15 protein-coding genes are annotated in these 14,560 nt (G+C 60.3%); 9 read left to right on the forward strand and 6 right to left on the reverse strand.

From position 1 onward, the window contains the following. Positions 1-51 precede the first annotated feature (51 nt). From rhaD to rhaM, 7 genes are all read left to right on the forward strand, one after another. Positions 52-882 (forward strand): rhamnulose-1-phosphate aldolase, encoded by an 831-nt coding sequence (gene rhaD, locus R0140_RS26550; RefSeq protein ID WP_008807883.1) that lies wholly within the window; start codon positions 52-54, stop codon positions 880-882. A gap of 81 nt (positions 883-963) precedes the next feature. Next, positions 964-1,950: a rhamnose ABC transporter substrate-binding protein gene (rhaS, locus tag R0140_RS26555; RefSeq protein WP_008807884.1), complete on the forward strand. Its 987-nt coding sequence runs from the start codon at positions 964-966 to the stop codon at positions 1,948-1,950. Between the two features lie 146 nt (positions 1,951-2,096). Continuing rightward, positions 2,097-3,608, forward strand: coding sequence for a sugar ABC transporter ATP-binding protein (locus tag R0140_RS26560; RefSeq protein WP_012543274.1), 1,512 nt, complete (start codon positions 2,097-2,099; stop codon positions 3,606-3,608). After that, a complete protein-coding gene (locus R0140_RS26565; RefSeq protein WP_172601084.1) occupies positions 3,605-4,612 on the forward strand; it encodes an ABC transporter permease in 1,008 nt (335 codons plus the stop codon). Before R0140_RS26560 ends, R0140_RS26565 begins: the two co-directional genes overlap by 4 nt. Continuing rightward, positions 4,609-5,613: an ABC transporter permease gene (locus R0140_RS26570; RefSeq protein WP_016162046.1), complete on the forward strand. Its 1,005-nt coding sequence runs from the start codon at positions 4,609-4,611 to the stop codon at positions 5,611-5,613. The genes R0140_RS26565 and R0140_RS26570 overlap by 4 nt, the downstream gene beginning before the upstream one ends. Positions 5,614-5,770: 157 nt before the next feature. Further along, complete coding sequence (fucO, locus tag R0140_RS26575; RefSeq protein ID WP_032741517.1) at positions 5,771-6,919, forward strand: lactaldehyde reductase; 1,149 nt, start codon at positions 5,771-5,773, stop codon at positions 6,917-6,919. After that, complete coding sequence (rhaM, locus tag R0140_RS26580) at positions 6,916-7,230, forward strand: L-rhamnose mutarotase (protein WP_002882870.1); 315 nt, start codon at positions 6,916-6,918, stop codon at positions 7,228-7,230. The genes fucO and rhaM overlap by 4 nt, the downstream gene beginning before the upstream one ends. A gap of 37 nt (positions 7,231-7,267) precedes the next feature. Here rhaM and R0140_RS26585 read toward each other — a convergent pair whose 3' ends face one another. The 4 genes from R0140_RS26585 to R0140_RS26600 form a co-directional block, all read right to left on the reverse strand. After that, positions 7,268-8,533 (reverse strand): MFS transporter, encoded by a 1,266-nt coding sequence (locus R0140_RS26585; protein WP_023323425.1) that lies wholly within the window; start codon positions 8,531-8,533, stop codon positions 7,268-7,270. Between the two features lie 41 nt (positions 8,534-8,574). Next, the gene (locus R0140_RS26590) at positions 8,575-10,698 is read right to left on the reverse strand and encodes an alpha-galactosidase (protein WP_032741516.1); all 2,124 of its coding nucleotides are present in this window, start codon (positions 10,696-10,698) and stop codon (positions 8,575-8,577) included. A 115-nt stretch (positions 10,699-10,813) separates the two neighbouring features. Continuing rightward, entirely contained in the window at positions 10,814-11,809 is a 996-nt protein-coding gene (locus tag R0140_RS26595) for a substrate-binding domain-containing protein (RefSeq protein WP_012969229.1), read from the reverse strand. Between the two features lie 87 nt (positions 11,810-11,896). Further along, positions 11,897-12,445 carry a helix-turn-helix domain-containing protein gene (locus R0140_RS26600; RefSeq protein WP_002882865.1) on the reverse strand — a complete coding sequence of 183 codons (549 nt, stop codon included), beginning with the start codon at positions 12,443-12,445 and terminating at the stop codon, positions 11,897-11,899. 100 nt (positions 12,446-12,545) lie between these two features. Between R0140_RS26600 and R0140_RS26605 the strand changes: the two genes are divergently transcribed. After that, positions 12,546-13,205 (forward strand): AzlC family ABC transporter permease, encoded by a 660-nt coding sequence (locus R0140_RS26605; protein ID WP_012969230.1) that lies wholly within the window; start codon positions 12,546-12,548, stop codon positions 13,203-13,205. Next, positions 13,205-13,528 carry an AzlD domain-containing protein gene (locus R0140_RS26610; protein WP_008807893.1) on the forward strand — a complete coding sequence of 108 codons (324 nt, stop codon included), beginning with the start codon at positions 13,205-13,207 and terminating at the stop codon, positions 13,526-13,528. The genes R0140_RS26605 and R0140_RS26610 overlap by 1 nt, the downstream gene beginning before the upstream one ends. On the opposite strand, the gene R0140_RS26615 is transcribed toward R0140_RS26610, so the two are convergent. Both R0140_RS26615 and R0140_RS26620 read right to left on the reverse strand, forming a co-directional pair. Then, a complete protein-coding gene (locus R0140_RS26615; protein ID WP_317703925.1) occupies positions 13,525-14,118 on the reverse strand; it encodes a P-loop nucleotide/nucleoside kinase family protein in 594 nt (197 codons plus the stop codon). The two genes, R0140_RS26610 and R0140_RS26615, sit on opposite strands and share 4 nt — an antisense overlap. Then, the gene (locus R0140_RS26620; protein ID WP_008807895.1) at positions 14,115-14,552 is read right to left on the reverse strand and encodes a PTS sugar transporter subunit IIA; all 438 of its coding nucleotides are present in this window, start codon (positions 14,550-14,552) and stop codon (positions 14,115-14,117) included. Before R0140_RS26620 ends, R0140_RS26615 begins: the two co-directional genes overlap by 4 nt. Between the last annotated feature and the right edge of the window lie 8 nt (positions 14,553-14,560).

A 14,560-nucleotide genomic window follows, 5' to 3' on the forward strand; every position in this document is an offset into this window, starting at 1 on the left:
AGGGTTAGGGTGAGGGGCTACCCCCACCAAATCAACAGGAAAGACAAGACTATGCAGACCATTATCGACGCCTGGTTCGTCCAGGGCATGATCAAAGCCACCTCCGACGCCTGGCTGAAAGGCTGGGACGAACGCAACGGCGGCAACCTGACGCTGCGTCTGGATGAAGCGGATATCGAACCTTATGCGGCGGATTTCCACGCCAAACCGCGTTACATCGCCCTCAGCCAGCCGATGCCAATCCTGGCCAACCAGCCATTTATCGTCACCGGCTCCGGCAAATTCTTCCGTAACGTCCAGCTCGACCCGGCCGCTAACCTCGGCGTGGTAAAGGTCGACAGCGATGGCGCGGGATACCATATCCTGTGGGGCCTCACCGAGGATGCCGTACCGACCTCCGAGCTGCCGGCACACTTCCTGTCGCATAGCGAGCGCATCAAACTGACCGGCGGCAAAGACCGGGTGATCATGCACTGCCATGCCACCAACCTGATCGCCCTGACCTATGTTCTGGAGAACCACAGCGATCTGTTCACCCGCAAGCTGTGGGAAGGTAGCACCGAATGTCTGGTGGTCTTCCCGGACGGCGTCGGCATTCTGCCGTGGATGGTGCCGGGCACCGATGAAATCGGCCAGGCGACCGCCGAAACCATGCAAAAACACTCGCTGGTGCTGTGGCCATTCCACGGCGTCTTCGGCAGCGGCCCCACGCTGGATGAGACCTTCGGCCTGATCGACACCGCCGAGAAGTCCGCCGAAGTGCTGGTGAAAGTCTTGTCCATGGGCGGGATGAAGCAGACCATCACCCGCGAAGAGCTTATCGCCCTTGGCAAACGCTTCAACGTGCAGCCGCTGCAGTCCGCTTTAGATCTTTATCCATAACAACATCGCGCCCCGCTCACCGAGACGGGGCGAAACATCACCTGCAAACCCTACAAAACTAACTCATGTGGAGTAAAAGCAATGAAAACAAAGACAAGCTTGATCCTCACCGTTGCCGCCCTGGCGTTGTCCGGTTCCGCCTTAGCAGAAGTTAAGATCGCCCTTGTGGCGAAATCGCTGGGAAATGGCTTCTTCGAAGCCGCCAACGTTGGCGCCCAACAGGCAGCCAAAGAGTTAGGTGATGTCAAAGTGATCTACACCGGCCCGACCACTACCACCGCCGAAGCGCAGATCGATGTGCTGAACGGGTTGATCGCCCAGGGCGTGGATGCGATCGCCATTTCCGCCAACGATCCGGACGCCGTGGTACCGGTGCTGAAAAAAGCGATGCAGCGCGGCATCAAGGTGGTCTCGTGGGACTCCGGCGTGGCGCCGGCAGGCCGCCAGATCCATCTTAACCCCTCGAATAACGCCTTAATTGGCGAAACCAACGTCAAGCTCGCCGCCGATGCGCTGAAGGCGCTGAACGTTGAGAAAGGCGAGGTGGCCGTGTTAAGCGCCACCCCAACCTCCACTAACCAGAACATCTGGATTGAGGAGATGAAAAAGGTGCTGCCGCAGTATCCGTCCGTACAGCTGGTCACCGTCGCCTACGGGGACGATCTGTCGGATAAAAGCTACCGCGAAGCGGTGGGCCTGCTGAAATCATATCCGGACCTGAAAGTCATTGTTTCGCCGTCGTCGGTGGGCATTGTTGCCGCCGCGCAGGCGGTGAAGGATCAGGGCAAAATCGGCAAAGTCTATGTCACCGGGCTGGGGCTGCCGTCGGAAATGGCCGGCGCGATCAAGTCCGGCGCCAGCAAAAGCTTCGCCATCTGGAACCCGATTGACCTGGGCTACGCCGCCACCTATCTGGCCGACGATTTAGTCAAAGGCACGGCGACCAAAACCGAAGCCAGTATGGGCAAGCTGGGCAAAGTGAAGCTGGATGCTGAGGGGAATGGCGCGATGGCCGAGCCGTTCGTCTACGATGCGAGCAACATCGATAAGTTCTCGAAAATTTTCTAACCCTTGTTCCCTCACCCCGGCCCTCTCCCGGAGGGAGAGGGGGAAAGGCTGGTCCTCTGCACGATGTGGCCAGCGGACGCCGGACCGTACCCACGCCCCTTTGGGGAGAGGGTTAGGGTGAGGGGTGATTTTTGTGGAGAACTATCATGTCAGCATCAACGCCACTGCTGTCGCTGAAGGGGATCACCAAGATTTTTCCCGGTGTGCGCGCCCTTGAGAACGTGCAGCTTGATCTCTGGCCCGGCAAAGTGACCGCCTTAATCGGCGAAAACGGCGCGGGGAAATCCACGCTGGTCAAAGTGATGACCGGTATTTATCAGCCCGAAGAGGGCGAGATCCTCTATAAAGCGATCCCTATTCATCTGCCAACGCCGGAATCGGCGCATAAGGTAGGGATCACCGCCATTCACCAGGAAACCGTGCTGTTTGACGAACTCTCGGTCAGTGAAAATATTTTCGTCGGCCAGTATCTGTATAAGGGACTGTTAAAAACGCTCGACTGGCCGGCGATGCACCGCAGAGCCAGCGAGATCCTCACCCGGCTGGAAGTCCAGATCGACCCGCGGGCCACGCTGAAAACCCTCAGCATCGCCCAGCGGCACATGGTGGCGATTGCCCGGGCGCTGGCTTTCGACGCCCAGGTGGTGATCCTCGATGAGCCGACCGCCGCCCTCTCCCAGCATGAAATCCTGGAGTTTTATCACATCGTTGAGCGTCTGAAGCAGGACGGCAAAGCGATCCTGTTTATCTCGCATAAGTTCGATGAAATTTTCGAGCTGGCCGATTATTACACCATCCTGCGTGATGGGGTGTACGTCAGCTCCGGGGCGATAAGCGACATCACCGAAGAGCGGATGGTGTCGATGATGGTGGGCCGGGCGATCACCCAAACCTACCCGAAAGTCGGCTGCACGCCCGGAGAAACGGTGCTGGAGGTGACCGATCTCTGTCATCCTACCGAGTTTGCCCATATCAGCTTCCGCCTGCGCAAGGGCGAAATTCTCGGCTTTTACGGCCTGGTGGGCGCCGGACGCACCGAGCTGATGCAGGCGCTCTCCGGTGTCTCGCGTCCCTCCTCCGGCGAGATCCGCCTGAACGGCAGCCCCATGCGCTTTCGCCAGCCCGCCGACGCCATCCGCGCGGGCATCGTCTGCGTGCCGGAAGAGCGGCAGAAACAGGGGGCGATCATCGCCCTGTCCATCGCCCAGAACATCAGTCTGCCGCAGCTCAGCAAGCTCAATCCTAACGGCGTCCTGAACGACGCCCGGGAATGGCGGCTGGCGGACGAGTACGCCTCGCGCCTGCAGGTTAAAGCCTTCAGCTGGCGGCAGCCGGTGGAGACCCTCTCTGGCGGCAATCAGCAGAAAGTGGTGATCGGCAAATGGCTGGCGACCCATCCCGAGGTGATTATCCTCGACGAGCCGACCAAAGGCATTGATATCGGCTCAAAAGCCGCCGTGCATCAGTTTATGTCCGAGCTGGTCAGCCAGGGACTGGCGGTGATTATGGTCTCGTCAGAGCTGCCGGAAGTGATGGGCATGGCCGACCGGATTATCGTGATGCACGAAGGGCTGATGGTCGCCGAATACCAGGCCGGTGAAGCGACAGCGGAAACCATCGTTAGCGCGGCCAGCGGCATCGGCCAGGAGGCGGCATGATGGGACACGCATGGCTTAAACATCGCGAAGCGCTGCTGGCTTTGGTCATCATTTTGATGATCGGCGCCATCGGCAGCCGGGCGCCGTCGTTCGTTTCACCGGGCAATCTGGTGGAGATGTTTAACGATACCGCCATCCTTATCATCCTCGCCCTCGGCCAGATGATGGTGTTGCTCACCAAAGGCATCGATCTGTCGATGGCCGCCAACCTGGCGCTGACCGGGATGATCGTCGCCCTGCTTAACGCCCACTATCCGGGTATTCCGGTAGTAGTGCTGCTGGCGCTGGCAACCCTGCTGGGCCTGCTGATGGGGATGGTTAACGGCCTGCTGGTCTGGCGCCTCGGCATTCCCGCCATCGTGGTGACCCTCGGCACCATGAGCATTTATCGCGGCATTATCTTCCTGCTGACTGACGGCGGCTGGGTTAACTCACATCAGATGAGCGCTGATTTTCTCAGTCTGCCGCGCAGCACGCTCCTGGGGCTGCCGCTGCTGAGCTGGTGCGCCATCGCCGCGCTGCTGCTGGTGGGTTATTTCCTGCGCTACAGCCGCACCGGCCGGGCCTTGTACACCGCAGGCGGCAACGCGACGGCGGCGTACTACACCGGCATTAACGCCGGAAAAATGCAGTTCGTCAGCTTCTGTCTCTCCGGCGCGCTGGCCGGCTTCTGCGGCTATCTGTGGATCTCGCGCTTCGCCGTCGCCTATGTCGACGTGGCGAACGGCTTTGAACTGCAGGTGGTCGCGGCCTGCGTGATCGGCGGTATCAGCACCATGGGCGGAAGCGGACGGGTGCTGGGCTGCCTGTGCGGCGCGCTGTTCCTCGGGGTCATCAATAACGCCCTGCCGGTGATCGGCATCTCGCCCTTCTGGCAAATGGCGATCTCCGGGGCGGTGATCGTCATGGCGGTGCTGCTCAACGAGCGCGGCAATCGCGGTCACGGGCGGTTAATCCTGCGCAACGCGGCGTTAGCCCGACAGAAACAGGCGGTGAAATCATGAGCAAGATGATGGTATCTGAAGAGATGAAAAACGCCCCGGCCGCGCCGTCGCCGCTGCGCCGCCTGCTGTGCTGGGAAGGGTTTTTACTGGCGGTCACCCTGGCGGTATTTATCGGCAACGCGGTGGCTTCCCCGTACTTCCTCAATATCTGGAACCTCTCGGACGCGACCTTTACCTTTACCGAGAAGGCGATCGTCGTCCTGCCGATGGCGATGCTGATTATCGCCCGGGAAATCGATCTGTCGGTGGCCTCGACGATGGCGCTCAGCTCAACGGTGATGGGCCTCTGCGCGGCAGCGGGGGTGGACACGCCGCTGCTGGTGGTCATCGGCCTGGGCGTAGGTCTGCTGTGCGGCCTGTTCAACGGCTTGCTGGTGACTCGCTTTAACCTGTCGTCCATTGTGATCACCATCGGCACCATGAGCCTGTATCGCGGCATCACCTATATCCTGCTGGGCGATCAGGCGCTCAATCACTATCCGGAGAGCTTCGCCTGGTTCGGCCAGGGCTACGTGTGGGGGGCGCTCTCTTTTGAGTTTGCGCTGTTTATCCTCCTCGCGGCCGCCTTCACCTTCCTGCTGCATAAAACCAACTTTGGTCGCCGGACCTACGCCATCGGCAATAACCCGACCGGCGCCTGGTTTTCGGGGATCAATGTTAAGCGTCATAACCTGGTGCTGTTCGCGCTGGTCGGGCTGATGGCCGGGCTGGCGGCGGTCCTGCTGACCTCACGGCTCGGCAGTACCCGCCCTACCCTGGCAATGGGCTGGGAGCTGGCGGTTGTCACCATGGCGGTGCTCGGCGGCGTCAATATTCTCGGCGGCTCCGGCAGCATGCCCGGGGTGATCATTGCCGCCTTTCTGATGGGGCTGGTGACCTTCGGCCTGAGCCTGCTGAACGTCCCCGGCATCGTGATGTCGGTGATTATCGGCGCCATGCTGATCGTGGTGATCTCCCTGCCGATTATGACCCGGCGGATGATGCAGCGAAGACGATGTTAATTTCCCCCTCACCCAGGCCCTCTCCCCAAGGGAGAGGGGACTGCCCGGCGCACGCAGGCAGCCTGTAGTCCGGGACCGGTTTTCCCCCTCTCCCTGCGGGAGAGGGCTGGGGTGAGGGGAAACGGATTTTCCAAAATCAACATTAAGGAGAATTATCATGAGTTTTATGTTGGCACTACCTAAAATCAGCCTCCACGGCGCAGGCGCTATCGGTGATATGGTCAAGCTGGTAGCGGGCAAACAATGGGGCAAGGCGCTGATCGTCACCGACGGTCAACTGGTGAAGCTGGGCCTGCTGGACAGTCTGTTTTCTGCGCTGGATGAACAGCAGATGGCTTATCAGCTGTTTGACGGCGTGTACCCCAATCCCACCGAAGCGCTGGTGCAGCAAGGCTACGCGGCGTACCAGGCGGCCCGCTGCGATTACCTGATCGCCTTCGGCGGCGGCAGCCCGATTGATACCGCCAAGGCGATAAAAATCCTCACCGCCAACCCTGGTCCCTCCACCGCATACTCCGGCGTCGGCAAAGTGAAAAACGCTGGCGTGCCGCTGGTGGCCATCAACACCACCGCCGGCACGGCGGCGGAGATGACCAGCAACGCCGTGATTATCGATAGCGAGCGGCAGGTAAAAGAGGTGATTATCGACCCGAACCTGATCCCGGATATCGCCGTCGACGACGCCAGCGTGATGCTCGACATCCCGCCAGCCGTTACCGCCGCCACCGGCATGGATGCCCTGACCCACGCCATCGAGGCCTTTGTCTCCGTTGGCGCCCATCCCCTGACCGACGCCAACGCCCTCGAGGCCATTCGCCTGATCAACCTGTGGCTGCCGAAAGCGGTAGACGATGGTCACGATCTGCAGGCCCGCGAGCAGATGGCGTTTGGCCAATACCTGGCGGGCATGGCGTTCAATAGCGCCGGTCTCGGGCTGGTACACGCCCTGGCCCATCAGCCTGGCGCCACCCACAACCTGCCGCACGGGGTGTGCAACGCCATCCTGCTGCCGATCATCGAAAACTTTAACCGCCCGAACGCGGTGGCGCGCTTCGCCCGCGTGGCGCAGGCGATGGGCGTCGATACCCGCGGCATGAACGATGAGGCTGCCAGCATGGAGGCCATCAACGCCATCCGCGCGCTGAGCAAACGCGTAGGGATCCCCCAGGGTTTCAGCCAGCTTGGCGTCAGCAAAGCCGATATCGAAGGCTGGCTGGATAAAGCGCTGGCCGACCCGTGCGCGCCGTGTAACCCGCGCTCCGCCAGCCGCGATGAGGTTCGCGAGCTCTATCTGGAGGCCTTATGATCCGTAAAGCCTTCGTCATGCAGGTGAACCCCGACGCGCACGAGGAGTACCAGCGCCGCCATAACCCCATCTGGCCAGAACTGGAGGCAGTGCTGAAGGACCACGGCGCGCACCATTACGCCATTTATCTCGATAAAGAACGCCATCTGCTGTTCGCGACGGTGGAGATTGAGTCGGAAGCCCGCTGGGAGGCGGTCGCCAGCACGGAAGTGTGCCAGCGCTGGTGGAAATACATGCGCGAGGTGATGCCCAGCAACCCAGATAACAGCCCGCTGAGCGCGGAGCTCAAAGAAGTGTTTTATCTGGCGTGAAAATAACCGGCCTCCCTCCAGACGGGAGGCCGGTCGATTAAACGGTCATCGCATTATCCCGAAGCGGCTCGGTTTTCGCCTTACCCGCTAACGTAAACGCTGAGATTAAGGTAACCGTCAGGGCAATACCGCCGAGGATCATATAGGTATCCTGAAAGCCGATCCGATCGTACATATTGCCGGCGAAGGCGGAGAGGAAGATCGCCGCCACCTGCTTGGCGAACTGGAAGCCCACCAGGTAAATGGTCGCCGACAGCCGGACATCAAACACACCGGTAATGTATTTAAAGGCGCCCACCAGCAGGAACGGCACCTCCAGCGCATGGAGCATTTTCAACGCTATGACTTCCGCGGCCGTAGTGGCGAAGGAAGAGCCAATCATTCTTGCCGCCATCACCATCCCGGCGATCAGCAGGGTATTCTTCGCCCCGATGCGGTTAATAATCCACGGCGAGCTGAACATAATGATGGCGTTACATATTTCTCCCGCGGTGGTGGCGAAACCAAAGGCGCGGGTGCCCGCTTCCGGGGTCGCGAAGAACGATTTGAAGAAGGTGGCGAACTGCTGATCAAAAACGTCATACACGCAGGCCACGCCGATGACATACAGAATAAACATCCACATCTTACGCTGGCGGAACATGCGCACCGCCGTTTTTAAATCGATCGCCGGGCGATTGGCGCCGAGCGAATCCATCACCTGCGCGGACTGACTGGCCTGCGGTTTGGCGATGGCCACCAGTACCACCAGCAGCAGCGCGGCGGCCGACCCCATCCAGAATACCCATTCGGGATTAATGCTGAACAGCATTCCGGCGGTGGTCGCGCACAGCGCCCATCCCAGACAGCCAAAGGTGCGCGCCTTGCCGTATTCAAACCCGCTGTTGCGGCTTACCCGTTCGATATAGGCCTCCATCGCGCCGGCACCTGCGGAGAATACAAAGCCGATATAGGCGCCGCCGCTCAGCGCCCCGAGCCAGATGTTGGTTTTCAGCAGCGGAGCGAAAACATAGAGGAAGAAGGGAGCAATCAGCACCAGCAGAACAGTCACGATCCACATCAGGTGTTTTTTCAGCCCCAGCTTGTCAGAGATCACCCCGAGGACCGGCTGGAAACAGATGGCGAACAGCGACAGGCTGGAGAAAACGAGGCCGGTTTCGGTTTTATTCAGGCCGATGACGTCCGACAGCCAGATCGGCAGAAACGGAAAGCAGGTGGCCATGATGAAGAAGTAGAGAAAGAAGAACAGCCCGAAAATCCAGAAGTTGGGGTTGTTTTTGTGGGTACAGACGGTCGGGTTCATTATATTTTCCTCAAGAAGGGCCGCGACGCGGCCCGATACCATCACACGCGTTGCAGGCCAATCAGAATGGCGCTTTCCGGGTCGAGGATGGGCAGCGCCAGCCCCGCCTGCTGTAGCCACTCACCGCTCACCGTCTGCGGCGTCGTCATCCATGCCGGCAGCTTCCGCATGGTGTGGCCACCCTCGCCGGTTATCTGAATGTTCGGATGATCGAGGAGCGTCACCTGATAGCGGGCGCTCGCCTCCAGCCCCGCCAGGCGCAGCGGCGCCATCAGGGTGTAGTCCGGCATCGCCAGCTGGCTGACGAGGAAAATCGCCTGCGCTTTATCCGGGCTGACGACGCCATGGGCAAGGGTGGTAGCGTCCGGCATATCCATCCGCCACTGCACGCCGTGATGGATCACGTCGCGCCACTGTTTATGTAAGGCCGCATATTTCCGGTATCCGGCGCGCTCTTCTTCATCAGCGCTCACCGGATCCAGCTCAAGTCCCATATGACCAAACAGCGCCGTCAGGCCGCGGAAGGCGATACTGTGCTGGCGGAAGGTGGCATGACAGTGGCGATTGCCAATATGCGCGCCCATCACCTCCGGCGGGAAGAAGTAGCTCATGCCGCGCTGGATGGTGTTGCGCTCAAGGGCGTCATTATTGTCAGACGCCCAGAAGCGATGGCTGCGCTTGAGGACTTCATAATCGATCCGCCCGCCCCCGGAGGAGCAGGATTCAAATTCAATGTGCGGGAAACGGGCCACCAGCGTATCCAGCAGGCGGTAGAACTGGCGCGTTTGCGCGTCCGCGGCGGCGCGTCCCTGATGCCCAGGCTGCACCAGCTCGCGGTTCATATCCCACTTCACGTAGTCCACCGCGTGCTCGCCCAGCAGCCAGCTCATCCGCTCCAGCAGATAATCAAACGCTTCCGGAATGTTGAGATTCAGGACAAACTGATGGCGGCCGGTCAGCGGGGTATAGCCCGGCAGCGCCAGCACCCAGTCCGGGTGCGCCCGGTACAGATCGGAGTCCGGGTTAATCATTTCCGGCTCCACCCAAATACCGAATTCCATCCCCAGCGATTTCACATGATCGATAACCGGCGTCAGGCCGTAGGGGTATTTTTTCTCATCAAGATACCAGTCCCCAAGCGCCGCCCAGTCGTCGTTGCGCCCTTTAAACCAGCCGTCATCGATAATAAAGCGCTCGACGCCCAGGGCCGCCGCCTCGTCAGCCATACGCATGATGTAGTCCGGGTCGTGGTCGAAATAGATCCCCTCCCAGGTGTTGAGATGCACCGGACGCGGCTTGTTGCCCGGGAAGCGAATAATCCGTTCGCGCAGATAACGATGGAACTGCTGGCTCATGCCGTTCAGCCCGTTCGCCGAGTAGCTGGCATACAGGTACGGTGTCCACAAGGTTTCCCCTTCCGCCAGCGCCATTTCACCCGGCAGATAGAGCGCCTCGGCCTGTAGATAGCGGCGGCCATCGGTTTTCACCTCTGCCCGCAGGCGATGGTTACCGCTCCAGGCCAGATGTACGCCCCAGACTTCACCCTGCATCTCGCTAAAGGCGCGGCTGCCGGTGATCAGGGCCGGGAAATGTTCGTGAGAGGTGCGCCCGCGGCGGTTCTCCAGCACAAAGCTGTCGTGCTCCAGCGTCAGGCGGTGAGGCTGAAACTCGCGGATCCAGCGGCCATGGAAAGCCATCACCTCGCGAGCGCGTTCGGCGACCGGCAATGTGACCGCCAGGCGATCCACCTGCCATGGGCTGGCGCGCAGATTGGTCACGCCATGGCGCACACTCAGCACGCCGCTGGCATCCAGCGCGATCTCGCTGTGCAGACGCAGGCCGGCCTGTGGATCTTCGCTGACCAAGGTCAGCGTCTGGCCCTCGTGCCGCACTTCGCTGGTGGTGAACAGCGGAGAGGCATCCAGACCCTGACGATGGCCTTCAATGCCCGGCGCACCAAACAGGCCATGGCCCAGCTCCGCCATTAAGGTCACTGGCGAATCGACATCCAGTCTGCCGTTGGCGACCGGGCGCGTCAGGCTGTCGGCATCCTGCGGTGAAAAGTGGCTTAAATGTGGCCCCCAGTAGACAATTTCGGCGAAAGGGCGAGTTTTAATGACAACATCGGCACCGGCACTTTGCAGGTGAATCAGCAAATCAGACATCAGACATCTCCATAACAAGGAATGTCTTACTGTTGATCCGAAACGTTTCGGATGCCAACCAAAACGTTTCGGATCCGTGATCGGCTTCAGAATTACGGGTTAAAAAGGGGTCAGGTCAGGCAGTTTCGCCGGGGATGAATTCGGGCTGCCAGAGCACCTGCAGCGAGGCCAGATCCTCGCCAGCAATTAAGCGGCGGACCATATCGGCAATCTGCCGTCCCACACCCTGCCGCGTGGACTGGATCACCGCGGCAACGTCGGTCTCAATGATGCTGTCCTGCGGCAAGCCGTCATACACTACTAAGGCGACGCGGTTGTCACCGGTCAAACGCCCCAGATGGGCGAGCGCCATCGCGGCGCCATCGCCATGGGTGTTGCAGTCGGTGATAATCGCGGTAGGCGGCTCCGGCAGGCGCAGCAACTCCAGCGTGGCCTGATAGCCGCCTCGGCGCGTCGCCGGCACGCTACGCAGCCATGCATCGGATAACCCCGCCTCGCGCAGAGCATCGAGATAGCCGTTACGCCGTTGCAAAATAAACGCCTGATTGTTGTTCTCACCCAGCAGAGCGATACGCTGGTGGCCCTGTTGAATCAGATGGCGGGTGGCGCGGCAGGTGCCGGCATAGTTATCGAAATCAAACCAGGCGTAGGGCTGCGCCAGGCGGCTACGGCCGAGCGCCAGAAACGGAAAGCCAGAGGCCTGCAGCTGCGCCAGCCGCGGATCGTCATCCAGGGTATGGGCCACGATTAAAGCGTCGACGCGACGGCCCTGCACCATGCGCATATAGCCATGTTTATCCGCCTGTTCATCATCGGCGATCAGCAACAAATCAATGTCATGGCGCGCCAGCTCATGGCTGATCTCCCCAACCATCTCAAGAAAAACGTTATTGTTGAGCGGCACGGGGCGGACAGGAAAGACGAGACCAACGGCATCAATGGTGCCCATTTTCAGACGGCGGGCGAAAGTGTTGGGGCGATAGCCCCGGCGCTGCGCTTCAGCCTCAACCCGGGCGCGGGTCTCCTGTGACACATCGTCATAGCCGTTCAACGCCCGGCTGACGGTCGTGACGGAGATCCCAAGTTGTTTGGCAATGGCTTTCAGCGACATAAATATCCCTGTTTTCGCATAGGAAAGCTAGTTTCCCGCAATATGGCTATGACGTCCAGCGAGCGCGCGTCCCCCGCCGACGCGATGTCAGTTTTGCTCAGCGATCAGCAGAGCCTGCGTATCCGGCTCCAGCGCCTGAAAAACATGCTCCTGATCCGCCGGGTAGCAGATATAGTCGCCCTCGCCGAGCTCTTCCGGCGCCGACGTCAGCCCTACCCGCGCCCGCCCCTGGGTGACGATAATATGTTCCACCGAGCCTGGCGGATGCGGATGCGAAATACGATCGGCGCCGGGCTGGGTTAACAGTAAATAGATGTCCCGACGCGCGCCTGGCGGACAAGCGGCCAGCAAAATGGCCTGATAGTTCGCCTGCTCCGCCACCACCTTTGTCCCCTCTCCGCGGCGGATCACCTGCGTTTTGTTCACCTGCGGCTCAAGCAGGCGGGCAAACGGGATATCCAGCGCCACGCAGAGCGACCACAGCGTTTCCAGACTCGGATTGCCGTTGCCGGACTCCAGTTGCGATAGCGTGGATTTTGCGATACCCGCCCGACGCGCGACTTCCGCCAGCGAGAGACCGGTCCGCGCCCGCTCCCGCACCAGGCTTTTGGCAATAACGCTGATTGGCTGTGTCATACCCGCCCCTTTGTTTTTTATATCGAACGATTCGTTCGCCTTGAAAAACGTTCATTATGTGTTCATTATAATGGGAAATCGTTCGATATGGCTAAGTGATATGAAACAAACTCTCTCCAGTCTCAGCGGAGACACGATAAAAGCGATCGTTTTGGTCTGCCTTGCCGTCGGGGTGGTGGGTATGTCCTATGGGTCGCTGGCGGTGGCTTACGGCTTCCCCTTATGGGTGCCGCTCTTGCTTTCGGTGTCCGTGCTGGCAGGCGCTTCTGAATTCATGTTTATCGGCATTATCGCCAGCGGCGGTAGCCCACTGGCCGCCGCTGCCGCTGGCCTGTTAGTCAACGCGCGCCATATCCCGTTCGGAGTGACCGTGCGCGAACTGGTTGGTCGGCGCGCCTTAAGCTTTATCGGGTGCCACATTATGAACGACGAGAGCGTGGTCTTTGGCTTGTCGCAGCCCACCCCTGCGCAGCGCAAAGCGGCCTACTGGCTGTGCGGCGCCGGCGTCGCGCTGATCTGGCCCCTCGGCACGCTAACCGGCGCGGCCGTCGGCAAACTGCTGCCAGCGCCGGAAACCATCGGGCTTGATGCGGTCTTCCCGGCGATCCTGCTGGCGCTGGTGATCCCGGTCTTTAAAAACCGCACTACGCTGATCCGCGCCGCCAGCGGCGCCGCACTGGCGCTTGCCGCCGTACCGTTTGTGCCCACCGGGCTGCCGGTGCTGCTTTCGCTGTTTGGTTTACTGTCGAGGAAAAAATAATGGGCAATATGACGCTGTTTATCGCCGGTATCGCCATCCTGTCGCTGGGAACCTATCTGATGCGCCTCGGCGGCGCGAAGCTCGGCAATCGGCTGGCATTTTCCGAGCGCTCGCAGGCGCTGCTTTCCGATGCGGCGACGGTGCTGCTTTTTTCCGTCGCCCTGGCCACCACCTTCTATGAAGGGGCGCATTTCGCCGGCATGGCGCGCGTTCTGGGTGTGGCTGTCGCCGTGTTCCTCGCCTGGCGCAAGGTCCCGCTGATCGGCGTGATTATCGCCGCCGCCGTGGTGACCGCGCTGCTGCGCCTGGCGGGTATGCCTTAGGGCGGGTAAGCGTAATCCGCCAAACCGGCGTGCTTTCCAGCGATCGTGCCTTCAAGCCAGTGAATAATCGGTTTTATCTCCAGCGGATACCGCTGGTCTATCGTCAATACGGGCCCTAAAGACATGGGCTGCGCCCGCCCGGCCAGCTGGGCCAGCTCCGGCAGATACTCCTCGCCGGGGTGGCCCGGCGGCCGCGTCGCCAGCCGCGAGGCATAGCGTGCGACGGCCAGCTCCGGGGTGATATGGTTCCAGATCTCAATTACCTGCTCCACGCCCGCCTGCTGTAGCAGTCGCTGCAAGGTCTCCCGCGGCTGAAAACCGAACCAGGCGTCGATCAACCAAACCATGCTGGCAGGCGACGCGCCGACAATCGACCAAATCACCTCATACGCCGCACAGCCCAGCTGGCGATTCATCGGCCGGTCGACAGGGGCCAGGCGCGCCATAAACGGCTCTTTGATGCCGTCGATCGTCAACACTGGCAGGCTAAAGGTCTCCGCCAGCAAACGGGTGATGGTGCTCTTCCCCGACGCCGGAATGCCGTTGATTAATATGGCCGTTTTGCAGCCTGAGGTCAGATGTCTGTTCATAGTAATGCGACGACCTCCTCCCGGCTGCGGGCCGTCCGCAGTTTGGCCATGGTGTCATTGTTATCCAGCAGCGCGACGATGGAACGGATGCCCTCCTCGATATGCGCATTGCTGTCCCGGGCACCAAACATAATAACAATGTCCGCCTTTTCACTGTCCGCAAACGGGATGGGCTTTTTCAGCACCACCAGGCTAAAGCAGTTGCGTCTGACGCCGCACTCGGGGCGGGCATGGGGGATGGCAATCCCTTCATCAAAAACGTAATAAGCGCCATGATTCAAGGTATTATCGATCACCGCCTGGCTATATTCCGCCGAAATAAAGCCTTTCGCCTCCAGCGGGCGGGCAGCCAACTTTATTACCCGCTGCCAGTCGGATTCCACAACGCCAACCTGAATGGCATCGGCCTCAATAAGCAGTTCTTTTATGGTCATTCTCTGTT

Origin of the sequence: Klebsiella sp. w6 (assembly GCF_033100215.1) — a bacterium.
Classification (GTDB): domain Bacteria; phylum Pseudomonadota; class Gammaproteobacteria; order Enterobacterales; family Enterobacteriaceae; genus Klebsiella; species Klebsiella variicola.